This window comes from Longimicrobium sp. (genome assembly GCA_036389795.1).
Taxonomy (GTDB): domain Bacteria; phylum Gemmatimonadota; class Gemmatimonadetes; order Longimicrobiales; family Longimicrobiaceae; genus Longimicrobium.
The window spans coordinates 60,360-87,359 of the sequence record DASVWD010000223.1; the positions used below are offsets into that span (position 1 = coordinate 60,360).

Sequence of the window (27,000 nt, forward strand, 5' to 3'; positions counted from 1 at the left end):
GTCAGGGCTGCGGGATGGAGGGGCGGACCCGGTCGGCCGGGTCCCAGATGGACGGGTGCGGCTCCGAGAAGGCGTGCTCGTTCAGGAGCCAGTGGAAGAAGACGTCGATCGCGAGCGCGTCCTCCTCGCAGGCGCGCGCCAGCTTCGGATGCACCGCCGCCATCCCGAGCGCGAACACGGCGATGCCCAGGAGGAAGTGGGTGCCGCTGCCGACCGCCACCGCCGCCGAGGCGAGGGTGGCGAGCCACACCACCAGGTAGTGCTGCGGGAGCCCGAGGAAGAGCGGCGTCCGGTACATCGGCTCCGGGATCGGGCGCCGCTCCAGCTCCACGTCGCGCCGCGACGCCAATGCTCAGACGACCGCGCCCTGGAAGCCGATGGAGGCCAGCAGGGTGCCGCCGCCCAGGATGACCGCGAGGACCACGAACGCCTTCCCCGCCCACTGCACGATCCCCTCGCCGTTCTTGGCGAAGAGCCAGGCGAGCGCGCCGATCATCAGCGCCAGGACGATGGTCGGCACGGCCGCGTCGCGGATGAAGTCGATGATGCCGTTGATGAACCCGAACGGCTCGGGGACGGTGGTGGCGGCCGAGAGATGGCCGGGGACGGCGGCCAGCACGGCGGCGAGCGCGGCGGCTCCGAACTCGCGGGGGCGGAGACGGGGCATGGCTCTCATGCGGGTAGGAGGATCGGGAGTTCGGCCCCTGCGGACTCAGAGGCTCGTCAGCAGGTACCGGCCTCTCCGGTACCCGGTGCACTGGGCCACCTCGGTCACGCGGCGGCCGTTGGGTGTGGGCTTGATCACGACCACGAGCTGGACGGCGTGGGCCACCAGCCACCCCTCGTTGCGCCCGGTGTCGCGGCGCGCGAGATAGCCCAGCCGCTGAAGCGCCCCCTCGGCCGACTTCGCGTGGACGGTGCAGAACCCCGGGTGCCCCGTGGCCCACATGTCCAGCATCTGGAATGCGTAGCGTCGGCACTCGCCCACGTGGAGATACTTCGGAGTAATGCGAAGCGAGACGTAAAGCAGGATGTCGAAGTCGCACTCCGGCGTGGTGCGCAGGGACACGGTGTTTGGCGCCTCGCTCAGCACCTCGACGGTGTCCTCCACCACGAAGACGGGATCGTTGGGAGAATCCATCGTGCGCGCCTGTTCGCGCAGCATGGAGTTCAGAAGGTACGTCTTGCCCGAGCTGGCCGGTCCGGCGATCGCGATCCCGAAGTCCTGCGAAATTCCCCACCGGATCGCATCGTATTGGGCCCGCGTCATCACACCCTGCGCGAGGTAGTCCTCCAGAGGCACGATCTTGTTCGGGCGCTTGCGCATCTTGAACATTGGTCCGGTCGTGACCGGCGGGATCAAGCCCTGGAGGCGGGCGCCGCCGAAGATCGGGCGCGGGAGCTCACCCTGCAGCCGCGGGGAGATCGGCGTGATCGTCTCCTTCAGCCGCGCCGCGGCCACGTTCAGGAAGGCCTCGACCTGCGACGCGCGCAGCCGCAGGCCCGTGGGCGCGTGCCCCCGCCCGTGCGCCACCGACCAGACGCGCCCGTCGGGGTTCACGTAGACCTCGGAGGTGGCGTGGAGGTCGAAGACGCCCATCACGTCGGCGCCGAGGATGCGCTGCATCTGCACCGCGTACTCGTACTCCAGCGCGTCGCGCTCCTCGTACTCCCCCACGCCGGCCTCGGCGAGGGCGGGTCGGTCCAGCACGGCGCTCTCCGTCACGCCGCCGCGGCCGCGGGCCCGCCGGCGTGGACGTCGAAGGCAAGCGCCGGCCGGGACGCGGCCGGCGCCAGGCCGTGCCGGGCCAGCACGCGCACGAGCTCGGGAACCGGCTCCCCCAGGTCCAGGCACTCCCACTCGCGGACCAGCTTCTCGGAGACAGCGCGGACGACCCACGCGGAGTCGTCCACGCTGTCGCGCTCGAGGGCCGCCGTGCTGATCGCCGCCTGCTTCACCAGGTGGCGGATCTCGGCGGGCATGCTGAGGTTCATGCGGGAAGCGGAAGGCACGGGGTCGGGCGGTCGCGGGTCGCATCGAGGCACGCCGCGGCGTGCCGCTCACGAGGCAGATACCGTGACCTTCCGCGAACGGTTCTGGCCCTGTACTGCTCGACGCCTATGCGCTCGCTGCCTGCGTCTGGGCGGACCGGCCGACGGAGTAGCAGGCGGGCGTTGAGCATCGCCAGCACCGGCGCGGCCCGCACGACAGCGTGTTGGTGCTGCCGGAATCCAAGACACTCTTAGGAGCGGTTGCGAAATACGAGAGTTGTGTCCGTCTCACAAAAGTACGGTCCCTCCAAGGGGGCTACTCCCAGGAGGTTCGGCCCAGAACAACGCGCTCACCCCGGGAGCGCCAACTCGCAGACGGTTCGAGCACACCTTCGCCTATGTGGGCCCGTTTGGTGCCTGGCTCCATCCGACCGGGCAGAGGGGCGAATGTCCTTCTGTACACTATGTTTACATCTCAAATGTAAGCCTGATCTCCCCCGATCTCATTTAGTCGGAAATTGATCTCATCACCTGCCCCAGTGAACTCGGCCAGGTATCTGGGCACTCTTTTCATAACATCGCATGGCCGGTCATCACTTCGTAAACCTCTGCCACCCAACTTGGTCGCAGAGCAACCCCTGGAGCGCTAATACCACACAATTTGCAAGCGGGGGCGGCGCCCCAGTAATGGGCCCGAGAGCGGCAGCTCCTCCCATCGCAACCTATTATGCGTCAATTGTGTACAACGAGAACCTTGCGTTCAGAACAAAGCCTGAATAAGATTTGACTCGGGACGTCGGTTAAGCAGTCTCGTTAGGAGCGCTTCTTCGACCCAACGGCAGGAGGTGGTTCGCCATGCCGTTTACGTACGCGGTTCATGCCCCCGCAGAACCTGAGTGGCTCACGTCTCCCCCCAGTGAGCGCCTTCTCGGTGTATACCTTTCTTCCCTTCGGCACCTCGTTTCCCGCATGAGCCCCTCTGCCCCCCAGCGAACTCGGTGCTTGCGTGCGCTTCGTATTCAGTGGAAGATGAAGTGTTCGTTGTTCATCGCGCTAGTCACTACTTCTTGTTCGGCTGCATCCTGCCAGGTTCCTCAGCATGTGCCGCGGGGGACTGCGGCGATGCAGGTGCGCCTGCCGGAGCCGAGCTTGGCAGATTACATAGACTTCAACGATGAGATCGTTTTCACAGGTGAGCTCGCGAGCGGCTCCCTGGATGTGTTTTTCGATTCTCGCGGGGGATTCGTCGTTGCTGACCGCGGCCAGAATGAAATTCGGGTTTACTCTGGAGAGGTCAAGTTGCTTTGGTCCGCCGGAAGGGAGGGACCAGGACCCGGGGAGTTTCAGCGGTTGCGGTCGGCCGTTCGTACTTCATCAAACGAGATCATTGCTATCGATAATGCTGGGAGGCTCAGCATCTTCGACGCGACGGGCGCTTTGAAGCGCACCACCAACACAGGATTGCAACCTGTCAACAACGCGCTCTTACTGAACGACAGCACTCTTCTCATAAGCGGACGTCAGCCGGGAATGCTGGATACGCCGTTGCTCCACATTTGGAATATATCCTCGGAATCGATCGTGCGAAGTTTCTTCTCAACGCCGCCACACCCGAAAGAGTACGACGAAGCATACATGTTCACGGGTTGGACCGATGCCGCGTTGAGGCGAGACACGCTCGCGGTAATCTTCCCTCTCGCTGACACGCTATACTTGTTCAGAAAAGACGGCTCACCGCTCCAGAAGCTTCCGCTAGAACTGGAGCATTTCCGTCGGTTGAGAAGCCCACGCCCGACAAATAGCAGTCCCGAGGAAGAGATCGAGTGGCGAAATTCATATACCCGGCTTTCTACAGTCTACTGGGCACCCGATGGCTCCATCTATGTGCAGTACTTCAACATGACCGGACATGAGCCAATCTGGGGTCTGGCTCGTTTTGAAATCAAAGATGGCAGAGCAATCCCTCGCTTCGACGTTCCGAATGCCCTTCAGTTCCTTGGACCTTCCCCGTCGGACTCAAGGCTGTACTTCATAAAGGCTGATGAACAGGAGAGTACGTCATGGACGATTGGTCGCTTAATTCGCTAGCCTTTATCTTCGGGACTTTGGCACTCCCGGCAGTGCTGGGTGGCGCGGCCCTACCAGCACATCCTTTGGCTCCTGATTTTCCCTCGGCTCAGGCATCGGCGCTTGTAAACGCCGAGGCGCGCGTTGAATGGGTGCTCCGGGCGAAGGACCTGGCGTCCTGCGTGACCGCTGCTCCGAACATCAGGCGGATCCTCCACACCCACGGCTCACGCGTCCAGGTCATCGTCTTCGCTGTTGAAACCGATACCGCGCTTGTGCGCTCCTTCATGCGCCGCGAGCGGCTGTTCCGTGTTGATGTGAGGCGCATCTCCGAGAGGGAACTCGCACGAGAGTTCGGGCGCCGCGTTCCTGATCCAGAAGTGACGCCGTTCCTGGTCATGTCTCCTGTTCGGCCTGGACAAAGCGCGTTCGGCAACACCAAGCTAACTGGCGACCGGCAGGGTTCGGCGAGCCTTGTTTCCCAGTTAGAGACGTACTTCCGGTCTATCGCAGTCCAACACCACACTCCCCATCCATCCATCGCCGCCGGAGGAGGTGAATGATGAAAGCCGCTTCGAGAGTTGCCTGCTTCGCCCTTGCGGCAGTAGTGCTCGCGTTGCCGAGCACTACTGCGCCGGCCCAGACCAGCCCCCCTCCCAGGCTCCAGAAGTGGGAGAACCAAGACGGTTCTCTCTCGTGCTCCGGGGAGTGCCCGGCTTCGTTCTGCTGCCCTCAGGAGGGTGCTGCCCCACCGATCGCCGTCGACATTCCCGGTTGAGTCTGCCATTCGATCGAATGCCGGCTTATAAATAGTGCCGGGGCGCTTCACACTCCGGCAGCAGCATGCGAGCGTGGTCCCTATCGGGACATACGCTCGTTTGCGTGAAGCAGCACCAAGGTTCATATTTGTGCGGGTCCAGCTGCCCCTCCTGTCGTGCGCCTCCTGCCAATCGTCCGCATGCCCAACCACCCGAAGCTGTGCCGCGTGTCTGTCTGCATGCTACTCGCGACAATCGCCGGCTGCGGTCCGGCGAGTGAAATTGTCGACCCTGTCGAGGACGGACTGGATGCCTTTCCTAGATGGGAGGTCAATCGCATACCCGCCGCGGGGGGCCATACGATCTTCGATCTCTGGTTCCGCGACGATGGCGCAGAGGGCTGGGCCGTCGGGGATCGCGGCCTCATCCTTCACTATGTCGAGGGAAACTGGCATCGGGATGCGCCGACAGGCGGGCCAGCCGCGGATTGGCGCAGCATTGCCTTCGATGCAGAGGCGACGCAAGGGATCGTAGTCGGGAGTGGTGGGCAGATACTCCAGTATCGTGCGGCGTCGCACTCGTGGACGCGGTACCCCGAATCACCTACCTCGAGCGACCTCTACTCGGTGTGGTTGGATCGTTTCGGCCATGAGGGCTACGCCGTCGGACGTGCAGGCGTCGTACTCGGCCTGACTGGAGAGCACTGGCGGATGATTACACCTTCCAGGCCGGCGACGGTCGACTTGCTCGATGTGGCTTCGGACGGCCGAGATATTTGGGTGCGCGACACCACGACTACGGTGACCAGCTTCCGGATCGATCGTGGTGAGCTGGTCTGGAAGGGTATCATTCCGCGATTTGAAGCAACGGATCTTTGGTCGCAGTTCGACCGGCTTTGGGTTGCTGGGCTCCAGTACCCTCCCCCGCGGAACGGAGAGAGGCGCCCGCCGCCAGTTGAACACAGGTTTTCAGTCCGTGCTATCGCCGGTGAGCCACCTCTCTACCTCACAGGTGTTCCGATGCCGGGGCGGGCTGGCTGGGTCGCGCCCAACGGTCGACGTGCCCTGATTGCTGGGCGTGACATCGATGCCGCCACGAACAAGCTGATTTTTCGTTGGGCTTACGTGACGCAGAGCGGAGCATACGTCAACGATATGCCTGATACGGCAATTCTTGCGATGTGGGTCAATCGTGAAGGAACGGAGGGCTGGGTCGCCGGAGGGCATGGGCTCATCGCAAGACTAAGGTGGCGCCCTCTAGAGGTAAGGGCAATCCGTGCCCGCGCAGGCTCGCTCGAGAGGCTGAACGGCAAGTACCGGATTGAACTGGATCTTGGAGAAGCAGTGCCGCAGCCACGTCTTGTGAGCGTTCAACTCGTCCACGATGACTCCCGCTTTCCGCTTGATTCGACCGACTACACTGCGACGACGAACGATGGTGCGATACATCTCAGTCTCACCGAAGAGGGAACTCGCAAAGCATCCCTCTACAAGGGGCGAAGCGTCAGGTTTCGCTTCACTCTGGCGTACTCCATTTCCTCGCCGAGTTACTTGGTTTCGTACCAGACCCAACGGTTCACTGTCGAAGAAGGAGACTGGTGGGCGCGCCTCCCCACATGGGCACGGTGGGGCATCGGCCTCCTGCTCTACCTGCTGGCAACGGTCATCGCGACCGTTCTGGCTACCCGCGTTATTTGGTTGCGGAGACTTATTTTCAGTGTGACAGGGCGGGAACTGCTCGGACATCAGTTCGGGAAAATTCTTTTCCCGCTGAGCGATTTGCTCGTTCTGCATTGGACGTGGCTGCGGATGAGGCTACTCGACGATTATGTGGCGAAGCTGCCGGATGAGCTGGAAGTAGATGGACTAGCACCAGAGTGGAGCGGTGCGCCGGAGCTACGCGCTGAGAAGTGCGGATGGCTTGCTGACGCCGTGTTGAAGCGGCCCAGGCAGGAAGCCTGGAAGCTGGTCTTCGAAGAAATGAGCAGGACCAGCAACCGAAGGGTTCTCTGGATTCAAGCTCCTTCGGAAGGGTCGGGCGAAATCCTCGAGCGATGGACCCTGCAGGCACTCGCGCAACACCAGATTCCATTTCTCGCGCGAGTGGACGCTCCGCGAGCAATCACCGACCAGATCCGTGCTGCGTGGGATGCCATCGGCGACATCCCGCGAGAGGCTCCCGCAATGTACAAGGTCGGACGATTCGTATTCTTCCTCGATTTGACGAGAGGAGAAGTTAACGAGCCCGAGCTTCGGGAGTTCGTACAGATGGTTACTCCCAAGAGCCTTGTGGTGATCTACGGTAGGCCGGAGCCGTTCGTCTGGGACACCAAGCTGTGCCATCTGAAGATTATGGTCTCGCCGGCCGCAGAGCGTGAGGCGGCTTCAGCTGCCGAAGAAGTCCTGCAGCCTGGGCGCTAAGTTCCTGGAGGCGTATTTGGGATGTGCGGGACTTGTGCTCTAATCTTACCGGCTCGTAGAAACACAAAGGGTGGAATCTCCTGGGAATCGGCAGAAAGCAATGGTTGAGAATCCATCCCCTTGCCGTCTCGCGCACGGCACCTATGCGTGCTGTACGTCCTGCGGCACCGGCACGAGCGCGGGAGACGGGATCTCGCTCACCTTCACTGACGTCGGAATGACCTTCATAACCTGCATTACTGACGGCGCAGCTCCTACACGACAAAAGGGTCGGCGCCCGCGCGCCGACCCCCCTTCTGTTCGTGTATCGCCTAATAGCGTATGCGTGCGGCGACCGGCTGCGGCGACGCTCGGGGCACCATCCTGACGCGGGAAGCGTGGTCTGGGTGTTGGGCCTTCCACTCTACCAGCCACGTGTGGAGCTCGGCAAGCACGGAATCAGGCGGTACGCCGCCCTGGTCAACCGCCGTGATGTAGCGACCCATCTTCGCGTTCACCTCGGGATCGGAGATCAGGTTCTCCGTATACAGGAGCTGTCCCGAGGGGGAAGAGCAGGGCCGCAGCATCGCGCATGCTGAGGTTCATGCGGGAAGCGGAAGGCACGGCGTCGGGCGGTCGCGGGTCGCATCGAGGCGCGCCGCAGCGTGCCGCTCACGAGGCAGATACCGTGACCTTCCGCGAACGGTTCTGAATGGGGATTCGTCGGAGTGGCGCGGAAAAAAAGCTCCGGTTGCACGCGAATGCCTGTCCGCGACGCCTCCCGGCGCCGTTTGGCCACGCCGCGTTCCGGGTTGGTGCTGGCAACACCTGACCGTGCGAGAGATCATCGCCCGCTCGCTGGGGCGATCGTGCCAGGTAGCCGTGAGCGCTCGTCAGGCGCGAGAGCCCTGAGCACGCAACGTGTACAAAGTGTTGATTGTGGATCTCACCCACGCCCTACATTTTTTGTACTAGTCGGATTGTTGCTCCTGCGGTGTCTCCGTTCTCGCCAGATCGCGCCCTGTCCATTCCTGAACTGAACTTTCTCCGTATGAATCTCACTCGTCGTGTGCTTGTCGCACTCGCGCTGTTGCTAACGTCCGTTGGCGCGGTGTCGGCTCAAGCGGCCACCTTCCGTGATTTGCGCTGGGACTTCACCGACGAGCAGGCGGCTGCGTACCTGGCCTCGCTCGGGTACGTCCGCGCTCCAGGCGGGCCCACCCCGCCTGCGGGGATCCCTGTCGACATCCGCGCCTTCCATCATGCTGGCAACTCACCGCAGGCTCGCCAGGCGGTTCTGTACCAGCTGCGTAGCGGCAGGCTCTCGTCCGTGCACTACACGCTGCGGGCTCCATCAGCAGCCGTCGAGGCCGCAAAGCGCGCGCTGGAGGCGGAACTGGACCGCCGGTTCGGCGGGCACCGGCCGCACCCCGTGACGCCCGGCGTGCTGCTCTGGAACACCGGGAGCAACGTCGTCACGCTGCGGACGGAGGCCGTCCGGGGCGAGGCGGTGCTGCACGTGGTCTACCATGCGCCGGGTTCGCGCGAGGCTGCCTGAAGCGCCACTTACGCAGGGTCGTCCCAACAATCCGTCCCTCCCCTTCACGCACGATCCCATGAGATTGACCTTCCCGAGGGTGCCGGCCCGGTGGTGCATCGCCACCGCGATCTGCTGCATAGCGGCCGTCCCGCTCGCGGCGCAGACGCCGCCGCTGCCGTCCGAAGTGGCAGCGGCGCACACGCACCGCGACGTGGTGCGGGCGCTCTACGAGAGGGTGCTGGAGCGCACGCCTGGCGACGACGAGGTGCTGGCCTGGACGCCATACCTGGCAGCCGGGTACACCCCGCGGCACCTGGCCCAGTATATCGCGGACTCGCAGGAGTACCGCGACCGCTTCATCACCCCGGAGAATGACAGCCGCACCGTCGCCACACTGTTGTACCGACACATCCTGGCGCGCGAGCCCGATGCCGGGGGCCGGGCATTCTGGGCCGCGCACGGCGAGACGTACGGGTGGAGCTCGGTCATCCAGCTGCTCGTCTGGAGCGAGGAGTTCCGCCTGCTGTTCAGCGATTTCGGCGTGCCCGGCCGGCCTGTGACGGTGTGGGACGGCCGTGCCGCGCTGATGCTGGAGCCGAGCTCGGGGAGCCCGACGACGGAGCGTGACCTGTGCCTGGCTGTCGGTGCGGGCGCCGGGGCGGCGGCTGAGTGCGGGGACCTGCGGCTGGCGCACGCGCTCCCGGCGGTGCGCGCGCTGGGGAAGACGCACGCGCCCGTACTGCTGTACAACAGCGAGCACTCGGGCGAGCGTTTCCCGCTGCTCGCCGCTCGGGTGACACCGCCGCCGTCGATGGGCGTGCTCGAGCGCGTGGAGGTGGTGCTGTGGCTCCAGGACGGCAATGGCTGGCACCCGCGCGGGCGGCGGATCTGGGAGGGGGCCGCGCTGGCGGCCTGGACCCCGGGACAGCCGAGACGGGTGGCCTTCCGCCTGCCGTACGCCGGGCCCACGGGCCTATACAAGTACCGCGTTGAGGCGATCTTCCACGCGGGCGGCAATGCCTGGGGGACCGACCAGCTCGGCCAGACGGCGGTGGTGAACCGCCTGGACAGCCCCTTCGGGCGAGGGTGGTGGGTAGCCGGGCTGGAGAGGCTCGTCGCCCTCGGCGACCACCTGTACTGGATCGGCGGCGACGGAAGCACGAAGCTCTACCGGCCGGCCGGCGGCGTGCCGGGCGTGTGGGTGGGCCCCACCGTGGACCGGCCCGACACCATCGTGGGCGTGACCGCCTCAATCTACTCGGGCGCCGCCTACGAGCGGCGGCTGCCGGGGCGTACGCGCGTCTACTTCGATGTGAGCGGACGGCACATCGCCACGGTGAACCGCCTCGACCAGCACACGCGCTTCACCTATAACGGAGCCGGACGGCTCGAGACCATCGAGGTCCCGCTGCGGCCGGGCGGAAGCGGGGAGCACTGGATCGCCTACCGCTTCCACTACACGGCGGGCGGGCGCCTCGACCACGTGACCGCGCCGGACCACTTCGACCACGGGGCACGACAGGTCGCGGTGCTGGGCGACCCCGCAGATCCCGGCCGCATCAGCGGCTTCGTGGACCCGGACGGGAGCCAGGTCCGCTTCGAGTACGACGGCGCCGGGCGGATCGCAGCCCGGGTGGACCGGCGCGGCACGCGCACGGTTTTCAGCTACGATGCAGGAGGCAAGCTGAGCTTGGCGCACGTGCTGATGCGGGGGACGGGCGACGACATTGTCACGCGCTTCACCGCGGCCGAGAGCCGGGGGCTGGCGCCGAGCGACACCGTCGGCCAGCCGGTGCCCGTGGCCGAAGCCTTCACGCTGATCGACGGGCCGCGCGGAGACGTGGCAGACCACACGCGGCTCTGGCTCGACCGCTGGGGTGGGCCCTGGCTGGTGCAGAACGCGTTGGGGTACGTGAGCAGCCTCACGCGCGGCGACTGGCGCTTCCCGGCGCTGGTGACGCAGACGAAGGCGCCGAACGGGCTGCTGACGAGGGCCTGGTACAACGCCCGCGGCATGCCGGACTCCGTGACGGTGGTGAGACCCCTGGACACCAGCGAGAACGCCACCACGCGCTACGCCTACGAGAATCCCCACTGGCCCGACTTCGCCACCCGGATCACTCTGCCGCAGGGCGAGGTTGCGCAGATGGGCTACGACTCGGCCAGCGGCAACCGCGTCTGGCAGCAGGACATTCGCGGAGAAAGCTCGCGCGTCGTCTTCGGCTACCATCACTGGACCGGCCCGCACGCTGGGCTGCTCCATACGGTGACGACGCCCGCCACGCCCGATCATGGACCGGCGACGGAGGCGTACGAGTACGACGGCGCCGGGAACCTCTTCCTCAGCATCGGCCCGCTCGCCGACAGCACCACCTACCACAACGATGCCCTGGGCCGGACGGTGCGGGTGGTTTTCCCGCGGCCCGGGGAGATGCAGAATCCAGCCGACAGCGCATTCCAGGTCACGCTCTACGACGAGATGGACCGGGTGAAGCGGACCGAAAGCGTCGGCCCGGCGATGCGGCTTCCCCGCGACTCGCCCGACACCCTGCGCCTGACGCCCGGCCGCCAGTCGCCGGCCGAGCGGGTTCTGGTGGAGAACTTCTACGACGCCGCCGGACAGCTCGACAGCGTGGCGCGCTGGTCGGTTCCCGACCCGAATGAAATCGGGGTGATGACCACCCGCTGGCGCTACGACGCGGCCGGGCGCACCGTGGCCGAGATCGGCGAGGTCAGCGCCGACACCGCCTGGGAGGTGGTCTGCGGCGACCCCGGCAACCTGGGCTCGTGCCACCGGGTGCCCAGCGTGGCGCTCACGGAGGTTGGAGACAGCACGGTCTACGACCCCGCCGGCAACGCGGTGGCGGTCCACACGCGCCGGGGCCACACCATCACCAGCGAGTTCGACGCGCTCAACCGGCTGCGGCGGCGCATCGTCCCGCCGGTCGCCTATTCACGCGACACGCTTTCGGTGGTCGGCACCACATGGATATACCCGTACTTCCAGCAGCTCGCCGACGGGACCTTCCTCGGGACACCGAACCCCGGCTTCGGCGGGGTGACAATTCCCGGCGACGTGGCGGAGTTCGAGTACGACACCGCGGGGAACATAGTCCGGGCCGACAATGGCGACGCCCGAGTGCGCCGCCAGTACTACCCGAACGGGCTGCTGCGCTCGGAGACGCAGCAGCTGCGCGCCTATGCGGGCGGCGACTTCTCCGCGCACACGTACACGCTGGGATACGAGTACGACCTGAACGGCCGGCGCACGGCGGTGATCCACCCGGCGCAGCTCGCGCCGGCGGGCGGGACCGGCCGGACCGAGTACCACCACGCGCTGCACGCTGCGCTCGACACGGTTCGCGACGTGATGGGCGGGCGCTTCGTCTACCGCTGGAACCCCGACGGGAGCCTGGCCTCGCGGATCAGCGCCACGGAGCAGACGTTCACCTACGACCTGGGCGGGCGGCTCGCACACCGGGTGGAGATGCGCGGCACCACGCCGGTGCACGACGAGACCTACGCGTACGACCTCCGCGGCAAGACCCTCTCGGTGGTGGCTGCCCCTGAGCGGCAGCGCATCCTGAACCGCTACACGGGGCTCGGAGCCCTCACCTACAGCTACACGCGCGACCAGGAGAGAGAGCTGCGGACGGCGGAGGAGTACGTGCTGGACGCCCTGGCCAACCAGCAACTCCGCCTCCAGGACAGCCAGCCCCTCACGGACCTGCAAAACAACGGCGCCCGGGACGGCGAGAGCTACTTCTACCAGCGGGGGACCGGGCGTTTGGCGCTGCGCGTGGCGGGGGACCTGAGCAGCCGGCCCACCGGATACGACGCGGCCGGCAACCAGCAGACCTCGGTGACCAAGCGGCCGATCCGCACGAAATACGACGAGGACCAGGGGGGAATCACGCTGTTTGCGGCGTCCCACTCGTACTACGATGCCGAGCAGCGGCTGCGGGTGCACGACCGCAGAGCGTGCCTCCTGATGCCAGCCGGCGGCTGCTACGCAGACGGCGAGATGCCGCCGGTGTCGGAGCGCTCGGCATTCGAGGAGTACCGCTACGACGCGCTCGGGCGGCGGGTGCTGACGCGGGCACGCCAGGAGGTGTACTGCCACGATGAAGGCGGCCCCCTGCTGCCGGACTGCATCCGCTCGGTGGTGCGCACCGTGTGGGACGGCGACCAGATCCTGTACGAGGTCAGCGCCCCAGGCGGCAGCGGCGTAGACCCGCAGGACATGGAGCGCGACGTGGGGCACCGGGTGTCGGCAATCAGCCGCTACTTCGGCTACGGGCGGGTGGCGTACGCGCACGGGCTGGGGATTGACGATCCGCTATCGGTGATACGGGTGGAGTATAGCGACTCGATCCCGTGGCCGGTGCGCATCGTACCAAGCTCCAACTGGGCCGGGCGCTACGACGGAGGTTCCGGCGGCGAGTGCATCACGGTCGGGCCGGCAGGGAGGCAGATACGGCCGGTTGTGTGGTCGCCGGGTGAGCGGGAGGGGGTGATCTCGCCGGGGTGGGGGGAGGAAGGCGAGCAGATGGTGCACTGCACCGAGATCGACTGGCCGGCGCTGGGGATGTGGATGAACCTGGACTACAAGCCCAGCAATTTCCACGGCCGGCACTCGTGGATGGGTAGCCTCCTCCAGCACGGCCGTGACCCGAGCGGACAGTACTACCGCCGCAACCGCTTCTACGACGCGAGCACAGGGCGCTTCACTCAGGAGGACCCGATCGGGCTCTCGGGCGGGCTCAACCTCTATGGGTTTGCTGACGGGGACCCGGTCTCATACAGTGATCCCTATGGACTCTGCCCCGAGCCTGGAGAGCTCTCCGGTGTGCAGGATTTCCTCTGTCAGACGATAGAGGCGCTCACGACCGCAGGCGGTGCTCATATCGGCGCGAATCTGGCCTCTGGTCCAGCCCTTGCCCAGACCGCTGGTTCAGAGGGTGTGCTCGCACCCGCAGCCGCGGCTCAGGTTGTGGCTGGCGGAGCAACCGGAGCGATGACGGGGAAACTGGTTGGTGAAGCGATCACGAACGTTCTATTTTCACGCAGTTCCACGAGCGGCAACAATGCAGCAGCTCAGCGCGGCCGGGAAGCACACCGTCAGTACTCAGAGCGGATGCAGGCCGGAGGGTACCAGACCAATCGGCGGATCCCGGGAACGCGGCTTCTTCCCGATGCACTGGATCGGGCGCGTGGCATCATTCGCGAGCTGAAGCCCAACACACCCCGCGCGATTGCACGAGGAAGAAGGCAACTGCAGCGATATGTTGAGGCCGCTGAACGGGCTTTTAAGAAGCCCTTCGAGGGACACCTGGACACGTACTGATCTACGGGCGGGCACGGCGCATGTACTTCGGCCTGGCGTTCTACCAAGCTCACGATATCCGGGAGGCGCCCGAGCATGTGGTCGCAGCTTTGGAGTCCTTGATTGGGAGATTCGTGCCTCAGGAAGTTCGCTTCCAGGGGATGTTCACCGGGACCGACAAATTCTCTCGGCTCACGAAACCGAGCGTAAAGGCGATCCGCCAACTCGAAGTCGATCTCCGCGGAGGGGTATACTCGGATCTCCTCGCGTTTGTCGGCCTGCGCTCGGCTACGGTGGCAACCCTCGGAATCGGCGTACCGAGAACGGATGGCGAGACCGTCAACGTCGAGTATGTCGCCTCTTGCGAAGAAACTGGTGATGACTCCCCGGATGTCAGGCTCGGGTTCGCGTTGAGAGACATATTCGAACCGAGGTACGGGATTAGTCTTTGGGGAGCGTCGCACAATGATGTTTCGTCGGAACTCTCAGGGGTTCCGATCGCTCCCTGGGACCAGCCACTTCCAGAGGAAGAGGTAAATCGGCTCTCAAAAATCCAGAGGCTCCAGAAGCTTTTTGGGACGTATGCCAGAGGTGACGGCTGGGGCACTTTCCTCGGCCCGCACCTCGTAAAAGAGATGGGCGGTTTGGCGCAGATGCAGCAAGATGCTCCTGTTTCGTGCGTTGATCCGCTGCCAGGCGGAGGGGCGTACCTTCAGTTATCACCCCGCCCGTTGCTCGTGCGCACGGAGGGGTACCGCCAGGCTGTGAAACGCTTGGGGATTTATCTCAGACCCGTCCTGCCACAGGAACTACGCGGTTAACGCTGTAGCGACTGCCTGTTCAACCGGTAACCTCTGGGGTCGCTCGCCGCGCGGAAGCTCGAGCGTGCCGTGGAATCGAACTTTCGAGATAACGACCGCCGGGGGACCGGCGGTGACCCGCCGGCTCCCCTCCATTGAAGCGTGACCGCGCCCCCGACGGCTGACTGCGCCCGGGCGCGGGGGACCGGCGGCTGCGATGCCCAGGGCATCATCCGCGCGCGGGCAACGCGATCCGGATGACGGGCCGCCCACTCCACCAGCCACGTGTGGAGATCGGGCAGCACCGAGTCGAGCGGTGCACCGTCGCGGTCGACGGCCGTGACGTAGCCGCCTACCTTCGCGTTCACCTCGGGGTCGGAGATCAGGTTCTCCGCGTACAGGAGCTGCCCCACTTGGGCGGCGGCGGCCCGGCGGTCGCCGACGTCCGTCTCGCCGCGCGCGCACGCGACAGCGAACAGGAACGCGAGCGCGCAGAAGGCCGAGGCTCTCATCGGAACACACCTCCTCCCGGGTCGAAGCACGCACTCCCTCCCTCTCCCCTCACCAGGTCGGAGCTCCGGCCCACCGCCCCGAGGTTGTCCTTGACGACGTACGTCACCGTGATCCGCTCGCACTGGGAAGGCTCCACCTCGACGGTGGGGTCGCGCGTGGTCCGCGTCGACGTGGCTCCGCTCCCGATGTCCTCGAAGGTGAGCTCCCACCACGCGTCCACGATCCGCCCCTCCGGGCTGTCGCCGGACCCCGTCGCGAGGAACTTCCCCTCGCCCAGGGGCTCGAGGGAGACGGATGCGGTCGGCCGCGCCTGCGCCACCACCGTCGTGTCGTAGGCGCGCTTCCACTGTCCCTTGTCGTGGTTGCGGTACGCGGAGACGCTGGTCCAGCGGTCGTAGGCGTCCTGGACGTAGAGCGTGATCCAGACGTCGTCCGGCACCCAGTGCGGACCGCTGTCGGCGATCCCCGTTGCGTCCGCCAGGTTGATGTTGAGGACCAGGGGGTGGTTGGCGAGGTTCGGGCTCGCCGGCCAGCCGAAGGCAGACGTACCCACCGTGGTGAGGACCCGCCAGCGGCCGTCCTGCGCCTTGCCCACCGCCTCCGGGTAGTCCTGCCCGAAGGTGTAGCTTCCCCACGGCGGCGTCGTGCCGGCGTTCCCCGCGTACGTGACCGTGGCGGGCCGGTTCGGATCGTCGGTGTTGTGGAGCTTTACCCGGACCACAGCATAGGCCTCCTTGATGGGGACGTCGCCGACGGAGGGACGGAGGTCGATCTCCCACCTCGCATTGCCGTGCTCGGGGTCGCACTGGTTGTCCCACCAGACGTCGAGACACCAGTCCCTGTCGCTCCACCACCCCCGGTAGCGCCAGGCGAGCCGCGCGACCGTTGGCCGGATGGTGGTGACCTGCTGGCAGTTCGGATCGCTCATGCGGCCGGCCGCGTCGACTACGCTCAGGCAGACCTGGAAGGTCCCCAGGAGGTCGTACGCCCGCTGGACCACCGGTGTGGTCACCTCGTCGCGCGCGGTTCCCCAGGTGCCGGTGTAGACGAAGCGGCCCTGCGCGGGGTCCCACTGCTGCATGAAGAGCCCCCACGTCCAGACGTAGCGCACGATCGGCGATCCCACCGGGCTGCGCGACCTGCTGCCGTCGAACGTCGCCCACCTGCGCAGGTAGACCGGCGCGGGCGCCGTCCAGTCGGCGATCGGCCTCGACGCCCGTATGACGTTGTAGAACCCGCCCTCCGCCCGGTGCACGGCCGCGTCCTGGTCGTACACCAGGGCGCTCACGTGCAGCCCCGTGGCGGGGCCGAGCGCCCGCAGGGTGCGCGCGAGGCGGAGGGTGTCGCGCGGACCGACGTGGATGCCGCAGGCCGGGGACACCGCGCCGGGGTCCAGCTTCCCGGCATCGGCGGAGCGGAGCTCCACGCAAAAGCTGCGGGTGCCGTTGCTGGCGTTGCGGAAGGTGAAGGAGAGCTCGCGCTCGTCCCCCTCGTCCCACTGCATCGGCGAGACGGGGAGCGCGACCCAGGCGGGGTCCGCCAGCACCAGCTCCGCCGTAACCGGGAGCGGCGCGGCGGCCGAGACGGGCGCGGGGGTGCTGCCCGCGGCGGTGAGGGTGACGACGTTGCTCCACCCCGCCAGGGCCGCGCCGGCGCCCGAGAACGCGACCGGCACCGCGGCGGCCGCCGACGGAGTCCCCGCCGCACCCAGCGTGCGGCAGGGCGGCGGGGCCGGCTGTGGCGCCACCACCAGTCCCTCGCCGACGTTCCCCGGCTCGACCGCGACAGCGAAGCAGTACTCGACCGGGACGTTGCTCCGGTTCACGAGCGTGGCGGAATCCACGGCCGCCGCGCCGGGACGCACCGTCGCCGTCCCCGGCCAGGCGAGCGTGGGCGGCAGGTACACCGGGTTGACCGTGACCACGAGTTGCGCGGCGCCGGCGAGGGCCGGCTGACCCGCGTCGGCGGCCCGGAGCGCCACGGCGGCTTGGGCGTACCCGAGCGCCCCCGCCGGGACGGCGACGGCGATCGGCACATCGGCCGAGCCATACGCCGGCACCGCTACGGGCGCCGGATCGGCCGGGTCCGCGACCGCCGCGCCGTTCGTGGAGGTGGCCGCCAGCGTGAAGGTGCGCGGGAGGTTGCTGCGGTTCTGGAGCCGGAAGACGGCCGTGCTCCCGGTGCCGGGATCCGCGCCGCGGTCCGCCGGCGCCGCGAGGACCGGGTCGCGGTAGTCCGCCGCGGTCGTGAACTCGAAGTTGGCGCACGCGGCGTACGATGGCGCGAGCTTGTCGGTGGCGGCCAGGGCAGGAGCGGAGGTCGCCCCCGCCAGGGAGCCGCCGCGCATCCGGTAGCGCGCGCTCACCACGCGCGTCTCCGCGGGCCCGAACGGCACTTCCCCGCTCCCGGTGGACGAGACCAGGATCACTTCCGCGGCCGGCAGGACGGACGGGTCCAGGACGAGCACCCGCGGGGCGTTGGCGCCGTTGCGGACGGTCCAGGTGACGGTGAGCTCCTCGTCGGGTTTCGCGGTCTGCGCGGCCGGTGGCGTGATCGCCGGATTGGCGAGCACCGTGTTCGTCCCGATCGCGACCGCGGCCCCCGCCTGGAATTGGGGCGCCGCCCGGTCCGCCACCTGGAGCGCCGCGTCGCTGGTGCGCCCGGCTACCGCCCCGGGCTTCACCCGGTAGGTGACGGAGACCGCGAGCGCCTGACCGCGGCCGAGGGTCTGCACCCCCGTACCCGTGGAACCGACGATCTCGAGGTGCCCGGGGTCGGCCACGGAGGGAGTGACCTGGAAGCTGCGGGCCTGGTTGCTCGCGTTGCGGACCGACCAGGTGAGGCTGAACGGCGTGCCGGGGTCCGCGCTTCGCGCCGCGGGGGCCGTGATCGCGGGCGCCGCGAGGACGGTGCGGGTCTCCGCGGTGAGGGCGGCCGCCGCGCGGTACGCGGGCGCGTCCGCGTCCCACGCCTCCAGCGTCGCCGTGCTGCGCGTCCCGCCGTCGAAGTCGTCCGCCAGCAGAAGGCGCGCGGTCACGGCGCGCGTCTGCCCCGGCGCGAACGGGACCCGCCCCGCGCTGGCCGTGGAGACCACCTGGAGGTGCGCCGGCGCGCTCGCCGAGAGCGAGAGTACCAGCATGCGCGCCGCGTTGGTGCGGTTGGTCACGCTCCAGGAGACGTCGAACGGCTGGCCCGCGTCCTCGACGCGGGCCGCCGGGCCGCCGAGCGCGACGGCGGGGTCGGCGAGCGCGAGTGCGGTGGAGAAGGTGAAGCTCCCGGTCGCGCTCCAGCGCTCGTCCTCCGCGTCCACGGCCCGCAGCGGGATCACCGTCGACGCGTCGGCCAGCGCGTCCGCGGCCGCCGTGTACGACACTATAACCGGCGTGGGAACGCCGGGGAGGAGGGTCAGCGGTGCCGGCGCGGCGGGGGTGGGGACGACCGTCGGGCTGCTGCTCCCCGCCTCGAAGCGGAACGTCCGCGCGACGGGGCTGCGGTTGGTGATGGTGAAGGTCTGCGTGAGCGACGACCCGGGGCGCGCGCTCTGGCTCGCGGGGCTGTCCACGCTCGGGCTCGCCAGCGCGAGCGCGTTCTCCGCCGTGTCCGGCGGCGCCGGCGGCCGCACCCCGAAGGTGTCGCTGGGCGGCGCGGGCGGCGGCTCGGCCGTGACGGCGAGCGCCGTGTCCCGCTCCTGCCCGCCGGCGTAGCAGTCCGCGCGGTTGCGGGCGACCGCGGAGGAGCGCGAGTAGTCCAGCACGCAGAGCTGGCCGGTGGGGACGTGGCGGAGGCGCAGGTAGACGCGCTCGCCGGCCACCGCCTGCGAGTCCAAGGCGATGTTGGGCGAGAGCCGGAACCCGCGCGCCTCGAGCGCCTGGAACTCCGGATAGAGCCGGTCGGTGAGGTACGCCTGCTCGTAGACGTTCGCGGCGTTGTGGAGGTCGTGCTTGAGCACCGCCTCCGCCTGGCGCACCCGCAGCGCGTGGGCGATTCCAGGCATGGTGAGCGCCAGAAGGACGGCGGCGATCACCACCGCGCCGATCAGCTCGACGAGCGTGTATCCGGCGCGGCCCCGCTCAGATGGTTGCATGGGGCTCCTTCCGAGGTGGGTGGGACGGCCGGGGTGCGCGGGACGCCCCGGAAACGACCGCGGTCCGCTTCCCCGGCTGGGGTCGCGGACCGCGGAGAGGTCGGCGTGGTCGCTTCCTGGAGGCCGCATCAGTCGATCCCGAAGCGCGCCTCCTCGGCCACGGGGCCGGGCGGCATGAAGTCGATCGGGTCGCGGCGCCATCCCTGGTAGAAGACCTCGTAGTGCGTGTGCGGGCCCGTGGCGAGTCCGGTGCTTCCCACCCACCCGATCACGTCCCCGCGCCGGACCGCCTGGCCCGGGCGCACGCCCAGCCGCGACAGGTGCGCGTAGCGGGTGAGGAAGCCGGAGTCGCCGTGCCGGAGGTCCACGGTCAGCCCGTAGGTAGGGTTGTCGGCCGTCGCGAACACACTCCCGTCCGCGGTCGCGTGCACCGGCGCCCCGTACGGCGCGCCGATGTCCAGCCCCACGTGCGGGATCACGCGGCGCCGGATCGGGTGGTACCGCCCGGGGCTGAACGCGCTGGTGACCACGCCGCCGGGAACCGGCGCGCCGCTGGGCACGAAGTGCAGCCACGCCTCGGCGCGCCGCGCCACCTCGGCCTCCCGCGCCCACAGCCGCGCGTAACGTGCGCGGAATACGGCGTCCCCGGTATCCCGTCCCGGCGGCAGCAGCCCCAGCCGCGCTTCGAGGGTGTCCAACCGCGCGCCCAGGCGGTCCGCCTCCGCCCGCGCGGCAAGCAGTTCGGCCCGGCTCGGGCCCGCCGCGGCGTCCGCCGCGGGCGAACGGCCGAAGGTCCCGCCGGCGGTCGCGATCACCGCCGCGGCGGACGCGCAGGCCACCAGGGCGGTCCTGGCGCGGGTCATGACCCGGTGCGCCGCAGGGGGGCAGGGTCGGCCGGGCGCGCCGGCACCGTCACCAGCTCCGCCTCCGGGGCCCCCGCGCCGTCCGGCCAGCGCACCAGCACCCGCGATCCCCGCTCCCCGAACTGCCGGGTGAGCGGAAGCACCTGGCCCTCCCCGGCGCGGAGAACGTGCGCCTCGGTGGCGAAGAAGTGCCCGTCGGCCTTGCGCGCCACGCGGGAGACGAAGACGCGGTCGCGGTCCCGCTCAATCAGCCAGAACCCCGCGCCGGACGCGAGGTCCTGCAGCGGGTACAGGAGCGCCTTCCCGTCCGCGACCCCCGTCGTCCCGGCCGCCAGGACCGGCTCGACCGGGAGCCAGCCGAGGCGCGCGCGGGCGAGTGAAGAGACGCCGCGCGGGAAGGTGGAGGGGAAGAACCGCTCGCCGGGATCGAGACCGAGCCCGTCAAGCCAGAGCCCGACCGCGGGGCGGACGTCGGCCACCTCGCTCCGGGACAGGGAGAGGACGTGGATCGGCCCGCTCCGGAGCGCGCCGGCCGGGGTCGGGACGGGGAAATCCTGTCTGAGCGTCACGCTTGGAAACGAGGCGTCGGTCTCCACCACCAGGATCACGAAGTCCAGCCGCCCGTCGTCGTCGCGGGAGGCAGGGATTCCGTCCGGGCCGTCGTTGTCGAAGCGGGAGAGGTCGGACCGCTCGGCGGCGGTCTGCAGCACGGCCTGCGCGAACTCCATCAGCTCGCGCGGCGCCGCGCTCGCCGGGAGGACGTTCGGCCGCGAGTCCACCAGCGAGGGCAGGACCTCGAAGGTGGGGCGGAAGAGACCCCCGGAGACGTCGCGCATCTGCTCCACCAGCGTCGGCCCGGAGGCGCCCGGGTCCGCGCCGAAGAACTCGCGCGTGAGCGCCGCGTCGTCGCGCAGCGGGATGCGGGGACCGAGCGAGACCGGGATCACGAGCCCGTGCACCGGCCCGATCCCCGCCATCCCGGCGCCCGGGAGCGGGGCGGTCCCCTGGCCGGCGGTGAGCCCGGCGGGCATCCCCGGCGCCCCCGCCACCGGCGCGGAGCTCGGCCGCCCGGCCGGCGAGGCGGGAACGGCGGGCGTCGCCCGGAGGGTGCCGGCGTCGGCGCCCGGGAGCGGGCCCGGGGAGAGGAATGGGCCCTCCGAGGCGCGGAACGCGCCGCCGCCCGCGCCGCAGCCGGAGAGCACGGCCAGGGCGCACACGACGGCCGCCGGACGGAGGGCCCGGACGAGGAGAAGGTGGGGCATCTGCAGGGAAGTTTCGGCGTGGGGCGGCCGCGCGAACCGTCCGCGCGGGTGAGCGGTACATGGGCTGGTACCCCGGGTGCATTCCGCCGGACGACGCGCCCGGTCCCCGCCCTCCGCCGCTCCGCATGCCCTACGACAACCCAATCGATCCCTTCCTGGAGGCCGTCCTCGCCTGCGCGGGATCGGACCTCCATTTGGTCCCGGGCGCCCTCCCGCGCGTGCGCCTCCACGGCCGCATGGCCCCGGTCCGCCGCGACGAGGCGCACGGCGTCCGCGAGCTCGGCGCCGACGAGCTCCGCACGCTGATCCTGGGGACGATGCCGCGCCACCTCCACGCGCGGTGGGAAGCCGACCGGGAGGTGGACTACTCCTACGACGGCGGGGAGGCGCTCGGCCGCTACCGCGTGAACGCGTACTTCGAGCAGCGCGGGCCCGCCGCGGTGTTCCGGCGTGTGCCGCCGCCGCCCGCCAGCATGGACGAGGTGGGGCTCCCCGCGGCGGTGCAGGGGCTGGTCGACCTGCCCAACGGCCTGGTGCTGCTGGTCGGCCCCACGGGCGCGGGCAAGTCCACCACGATGGCGGCCATCGTGAACGAAGTGAACGAGCGTCGGGCCGGGAAGATCCTGACGGTGGAGGACCCGGTGGAGTTCGCGTACCGGGAGCGGGGGTGCGTGATCTCGCAGCGGGAGGTGGGCTCCGACACTCGGTCCTACGCCGCCGCGGCGCGGGCCGGGCTGCGGCAGGACCCTGACGTGATCCTGCTCGGCGAGGTGCGGCAGCGCGGGGTGCTGAAGCAGGCGCTCGCGCTCTCGGACACCGGGCACCTGGTGCTGACCACGGTGCACGGCAAGTCCGCGTCCGGGGGCGTGGCGCGCGTAGTGGGGCTGGCGGGGGCGGACCGGGAGGAGGAGACGCGCCGCCAGGTTGCGGGCGTGATCCGCGCGGTGATCGCGCAGGCGCTGGTCCCGCGCGCAGACGGGACGGGCCGGATCGCGGCGTTCGAGGTGCTGCTCAGGACCAGCTCGACGGTCAACAAGATCCGCGACGGGAATCTCGCGTCGCTCAGGAGCGACATGAACGAGCGCGGATCGGGGATGACCACGCTGGAGCGGTCCCTGGCCGAGCTGGTGGTGCGGGGCGAGGTCCGCGAGGAGGACGCGCTGGCGCACGCCAACGAGCCTGACCAGTTCCGGGGCGAACTGCGGACGCTGGGCAACTCTGCCCTGCGCTAGGCCGCCCGCGTGCCGGATACCCCCCCAACCCCCTGACCGGCAGCCAGTTCGGGAGAGCGCGACTATACGTCGACTACGGGGACCACCGCGGTCAGCATCGCTGGCATCTAGGAGACTGGCCGCACTCCAGAGGCTGATTCCGAAAGTATATGATGGTGCCCAATGACCGAACTTGTGATTCCTCGCATAGCATCGGTGGAAGAAGATGAGTAGCCGAACGCCTACCGCGAGGTCGCGGTTCAGAGGAGAGGGATGCCGTCTGGTGGCACGCTCGGATAGGGGAGGTGCTCACGATTTTTCTTGACGAAGTTCTACCTGCGCCTATTTTCTGTACTCACCTCTATTCGAGATAGACCCTTATGGGGATTCTTTGATGTCCCTCCACCCAGTTCCCGCCTGGAAAGCCGTTCGGCGCAGGAGCGAAGTAAGCCCCACGAATTTGTAGCCGATCCATCGAGTGCCGTGCAGGACCGGCACCCATCCCCTTTTCTCTTTCTCATTCTCCCGTGCTGCCATGACGCCCAATCGCTCGCTGAATCGCAAGCTCCTCGTGAGTGTGTTCAACGCGCAAGAGGCGCGTGAGGCGGTGCTCGGAGGCGGCCGTATCATCGACAGTGAGGATCCGAAGAGCGCGCTCGGAAACATCAAGCCGCAGCACATCATGGCGATCAGCGACGCAGTCCTCGACTACGCCCGCGATCTCGATGTGCAGCTCAGCACGAACATCGGCGAAGACCAGCTCCTGTTCCGCCGCTCCGAGACGGGCGAGGCGCTCGAGAAATCCCCTTACGAGATTGCCGGCAAGGCCGCGCAGGCCGCGATCGGGGTCGCCGCCTCGATGGGCACGCGCGTCCATTCATGCAATCTCGTCAAGGTCGGGGTGGACGGGATGCACATCGAGATGCTGAAGGAGGTTCTCGCCGAGGTCGTCCTGACGCTCCGGCGTACAGAGCATTTCTCCCACTCGCAGGTCATGTCCGTGCTCTTCGCGCAGAATGTCGCGCTATGGGAGGAGCGCCGCACCGAGGAGAGCGTGCGGCGGGTGCTGGTCGAGCTGCGCGAGTTCTACCCGTCGACGCCCGAGGATCCGCTCGCGTTCGACTTGGAGCGCTATGCGGTCGGGACGCTGCGGGACCGGGAGGGCGGCATCCTGTTCACCGACCCGGGCCAGGTCTCCCTCGGGAGTCTGGTGGGGCGCGGGGTCCTGCCGCAGGGAGCGAACCACGCGTTCGTTCGCGTGAACGAGCTCTTCCCGCACAGCCAGTACTTCCCCCGGCTCGCGCAGGGGAAGAAGACCAATCGGGCGGTGGTCAAGGCCATGGTGGACGCGGCGGCAGACTCCGGCGCGAACGCCATCATGCTCGACACCTCGATCCTCTCCAAGGTGAGCAGCATCTGCCTCGTCGACACCGCCGGCAGCGACATGGTCGATTTCAACCGTTTCGGGGGACGCGACCTCCCGCAGTCGGGGATCCTGGACCTCGAGGACATCCGTTTCTTTGTGGAATACTGCCACTACCGCGGGATCGTGGCGAACGTTGCTGGGTCCGTTGAGAGCTACCAAGCGCAGCAGCTCTGGGTGATGGTCCCCGAGCTTGACCAGATCTCCACCCGGGGCGCGGCGTCCGCCGTGGTGCGCGACCCCTCCCGTACAGACGCCGCGGACGAGGACACGCGGCAGCACCGGATCATCCGGCGGACACTCGTGCGGGGGCTGGCGCCGCCCGAGCACGGCGGGGTCCTCAACATCCCGGCCCGGCTGAAGGACGACCCGGCGGCGCAGGGCGCGATCCGCGATCTGCGCGAGCGCGTCGCGGAGGGCCGCAGGGCCCTCGGCCTGCCGGCGCTGGAAACTTACTTCGTCGACCGCAACGGCAACGCCGAGCCGGCTGCATAACTGCCACCTGTGCCCGCCCGGATTCCAATGCCTCAGTCCACCATCATTCCCCTCGGTCAGGAAGGGCGTCCTCCGTGCTCGCTGCCGCTCCGCGACGCCGACCTCTCGCTCGGCAACGCGAACTGGACGAAGGGTTTGCAGGGAATGAGCGACTGGATCTGGAGCGGGAACCTGAATCCCGCCCCATTCCCGAACAACCTCGCTCGCTACTTCCTTCACATCCCGGCCATCTTCGAGCACCAGCTCCACTTCTCGGCCACGCTGATCTTCGACGAGCCCTCCTTCCGCAATGGGATCCAGGTTTCCGGCTTCGTCGACCGGGTGACGCGCGAGCTGTGCATCTCTCTGATCGCTCAGCGCCGGCGCTCGTGGTACTCCATGACCCACCACGCGGTCCTTGGCCGGTTCACAGCCAACCGCCACAGCCTCCCCCTCGCGGAGTTCACGGCGAAGTGGACGAAGCTGACCGACCATCGCGCCCACCCCGCCGTCTACACCCCGGTCGAACGGGAGGCGCTCGCGTTCGCCGACGCGTTCGCCACCGACCCCAAGTCGTACACTGACGAGCAGTACGATAGTTTGCGCCGCGCCCTGGGCGAGGACAACGCCCGTCGGTACCCTGCCGAAGCCCGATGGATGGACCAGCTCAACGCCGCCCGCGCCGCCCGCGCGCGCGCGTACCTGTCCGAACCGGGCCAGGAGGATTTCGTGGAGGCGTGCGCCCAGGCGGCCGCCGGGGTGCCGACGCAGATCCCCGAGCAAATGAACGAGCGGATAATCGACGCTCAAGTAGTCGAGCTCGCATTCCTGTGCATGCAGTTCGTGGCGCTTACCGGGGTGTTTACCTCGCTGAATGTCCCGGACGAATCGTTCCTCCCCGACGTGATGCAGGCGCTGCTTCCGGATGAGTTAATCACGCGGCTCAACGGGTTGAACGCGCTCGGTGGAGAGGGAATGGTGGACCTCGTCCCTCCCGTCGTCGAACCACCGCTCGCGGAAATCCGAAAGGGGTACGTCCGGGTCGCGCCAGCTCCCCTGAAGGACCGAGCGCGCCGGATCCCGCTGCGCACGTACGAGCCTCTGCGTGCCGGAGAATCCCATCAGGACCTTGATAAGGGCTTGACGGTCGGCGGAGTGCAGGTTGGCGTGTACGGCTGGAGCTTCGGCGCGCACTTTCCAGGAAGCCTACCCTACGCCCTCATGCTCCACCCGGAGCTCGCTCGGTTCGAGCCTCCATACTCGCTGCCGTTATTGTTCAACGAGGACGAATGGCGAAATGGGACCCACACGGGCGGCTTCGTGTCACGTCTCCTGAAGGAATTGGTGTTCCAAAAGATCTACCGGACGACACGGAGCCGTTACGGGATCGAACACCACACGATGTTCCTCTTCAATGCCTACCTAGACGAGTACGGCGTGAACCGGGACCCGAAGCCGAACTTCACGGCCGACGAACAGGAGGAGGCCAGGAAGCGGGCCGTTGAACGTGCCAACGAAGTGATCCTATGGGTGCACAGCCATGAGAACGCGCCGAAGGACGTCTTTAGCGAGTCCGAACGCGCCGTCCTGTCCTGGACGCACCGGTTCGTCACTGCGCCGCACTCCGCGCACGAGTTAGAGCCCCGCGTCCGGGAGGAACTCGACCGCGAGAATCGCCGCGAGGTGGCCGCCGGGTTACGACGGCTCGACATGTCACCAGGGCTTGGGTCCGAGGCCGCATACCGGCGCCTGCTCGATCATCAGATTGCAGAACTCGCCATGTTGATCGGTCATATGGACGGCTTGGGGCGAGCGCTGACCATCCTCCGCCTTGAATCCGAGGAGCCGGCGCAGGTAATCAAGGGAAAGCCGGGACCGCAGGGCGGTATCATTCCCGATCCGTCCTCAAAGGACGGAGACGAGATCATTTTGACCGGCCATTTCAACAATCGTCCGGGATTCCTCGAAGTATTGTACTTCCTTGGCGTCAGCGACGCGGCGCTGACACTCAACGAGCTCCTGGTGAACCCCGTCCTGAACGAGAAAGTCCGTCGTCAGCTCGAGCAGGACGAGAGGGACATCAACGTCAGTGGTACCGAGGCCGCCAAGACGGGGGAGTTTTGATGCCGGTGGCCTGCACCCGTGCGGCTACTTGGCGTACCACATTCTGACGATGCCGCTCCTGACCGAGTCGCAACGGTTGGCCTACGCGGGACACGACAGCTTCGCCCTGAAACGTCGCGCCCATGGGATCAGCATCTGGTTCCTCCTGGCAGGGATCGGTCCCT

The 27,000-nt window shown here is 67.9% G+C and carries 17 protein-coding genes; 9 read left to right on the forward strand and 8 right to left on the reverse strand.

The window, feature by feature from the left end:
* Position 1: 1 nt before the first annotated feature.
* From VF746_26290 to VF746_26305, 4 genes are read right to left on the reverse strand one after another with little or no spacing between them, the layout of a single operon-like run.
* Entirely contained in the window at positions 2-349 is a 348-nt protein-coding gene (locus VF746_26290) for a hypothetical protein (GenBank protein ID HEX8695952.1), read from the reverse strand.
* A 3-nt stretch (positions 350-352) separates the two neighbouring features.
* The gene (locus tag VF746_26295; GenBank protein ID HEX8695953.1) at positions 353-667 is read right to left on the reverse strand and encodes a hypothetical protein; all 315 of its coding nucleotides are present in this window, start codon (positions 665-667) and stop codon (positions 353-355) included.
* 45 nt (positions 668-712) lie between these two features.
* Complete coding sequence (locus VF746_26300) at positions 713-1,711, reverse strand: ATPase, T2SS/T4P/T4SS family (protein ID HEX8695954.1); 999 nt, start codon at positions 1,709-1,711, stop codon at positions 713-715.
* Positions 1,712-1,722: 11 nt separating this feature from the next.
* Entirely contained in the window at positions 1,723-1,983 is a 261-nt protein-coding gene (locus VF746_26305; protein ID HEX8695955.1) for a hypothetical protein, read from the reverse strand.
* A gap of 1,131 nt (positions 1,984-3,114) precedes the next feature.
* On the opposite strand from VF746_26305, the gene VF746_26310 reads away from it, so the two are divergent.
* The 6 genes from VF746_26310 (at position 3,115) to VF746_26335 (ending at position 14,903) form a co-directional block, all read left to right on the forward strand.
* Complete coding sequence (locus VF746_26310) at positions 3,115-4,080, forward strand: hypothetical protein (protein ID HEX8695956.1); 966 nt, start codon at positions 3,115-3,117, stop codon at positions 4,078-4,080.
* Complete coding sequence (locus VF746_26315; GenBank protein HEX8695957.1) at positions 4,053-4,622, forward strand: hypothetical protein; 570 nt, start codon at positions 4,053-4,055, stop codon at positions 4,620-4,622. Before VF746_26310 ends, VF746_26315 begins: the two co-directional genes overlap by 28 nt.
* Before the next feature lie 395 nt (positions 4,623-5,017).
* Positions 5,018-7,237 (forward strand): hypothetical protein, encoded by a 2,220-nt coding sequence (locus VF746_26320; protein ID HEX8695958.1) that lies wholly within the window; start codon positions 5,018-5,020, stop codon positions 7,235-7,237.
* Between the two features lie 1,090 nt (positions 7,238-8,327).
* Positions 8,328-8,774 (forward strand): hypothetical protein, encoded by a 447-nt coding sequence (locus VF746_26325; GenBank protein HEX8695959.1) that lies wholly within the window; start codon positions 8,328-8,330, stop codon positions 8,772-8,774.
* A gap of 58 nt (positions 8,775-8,832) precedes the next feature.
* Positions 8,833-14,103, forward strand: a complete 5,271-nt coding sequence (locus VF746_26330) for an RHS repeat-associated core domain-containing protein (protein HEX8695960.1) — start codon at positions 8,833-8,835, stop codon at positions 14,101-14,103.
* A 20-nt stretch (positions 14,104-14,123) separates the two neighbouring features.
* Positions 14,124-14,903 (forward strand): hypothetical protein, encoded by a 780-nt coding sequence (locus VF746_26335; GenBank protein ID HEX8695961.1) that lies wholly within the window; start codon positions 14,124-14,126, stop codon positions 14,901-14,903.
* Here the strand turns inward: VF746_26335 and VF746_26340 are convergent.
* From VF746_26340 to VF746_26355, 4 genes are all read right to left on the reverse strand, one after another.
* Complete coding sequence (locus VF746_26340) at positions 14,900-15,394, reverse strand: hypothetical protein (protein HEX8695962.1); 495 nt, start codon at positions 15,392-15,394, stop codon at positions 14,900-14,902. The two genes, VF746_26335 and VF746_26340, sit on opposite strands and share 4 nt — an antisense overlap.
* Positions 15,391-19,479: a hypothetical protein gene (locus tag VF746_26345; GenBank protein ID HEX8695963.1), complete on the reverse strand. Its 4,089-nt coding sequence runs from the start codon at positions 19,477-19,479 to the stop codon at positions 15,391-15,393. Before VF746_26345 ends, VF746_26340 begins: the two co-directional genes overlap by 4 nt.
* 128 nt (positions 19,480-19,607) lie before the next feature.
* Positions 19,608-20,342: a M23 family metallopeptidase gene (locus VF746_26350; GenBank protein ID HEX8695964.1), complete on the reverse strand. Its 735-nt coding sequence runs from the start codon at positions 20,340-20,342 to the stop codon at positions 19,608-19,610.
* On the reverse strand, positions 20,339-21,604 hold the full coding sequence (locus VF746_26355; GenBank protein ID HEX8695965.1) for a hypothetical protein: 1,266 nt from the start codon (positions 21,602-21,604) through the stop codon (positions 20,339-20,341). The genes VF746_26350 and VF746_26355 overlap by 4 nt, the downstream gene beginning before the upstream one ends.
* Before the next feature lie 125 nt (positions 21,605-21,729).
* Here VF746_26355 and VF746_26360 point away from each other — a divergent pair, with 125 nt between their 5' ends.
* The 3 genes from VF746_26360 to VF746_26370 all read left to right on the forward strand — a co-directional run bounded on the left by VF746_26360 (position 21,730) and on the right by VF746_26370 (position 26,836).
* A complete protein-coding gene (locus tag VF746_26360; GenBank protein ID HEX8695966.1) occupies positions 21,730-22,836 on the forward strand; it encodes an ATPase, T2SS/T4P/T4SS family in 1,107 nt (368 codons plus the stop codon).
* Between the two features lie 514 nt (positions 22,837-23,350).
* Complete coding sequence (locus VF746_26365) at positions 23,351-24,733, forward strand: (5-formylfuran-3-yl)methyl phosphate synthase (protein ID HEX8695967.1); 1,383 nt, start codon at positions 23,351-23,353, stop codon at positions 24,731-24,733.
* A 27-nt stretch (positions 24,734-24,760) separates the two neighbouring features.
* On the forward strand, positions 24,761-26,836 hold the full coding sequence (locus VF746_26370; GenBank protein ID HEX8695968.1) for a hypothetical protein: 2,076 nt from the start codon (positions 24,761-24,763) through the stop codon (positions 26,834-26,836).
* Positions 26,837-27,000 lie beyond the last annotated feature (164 nt).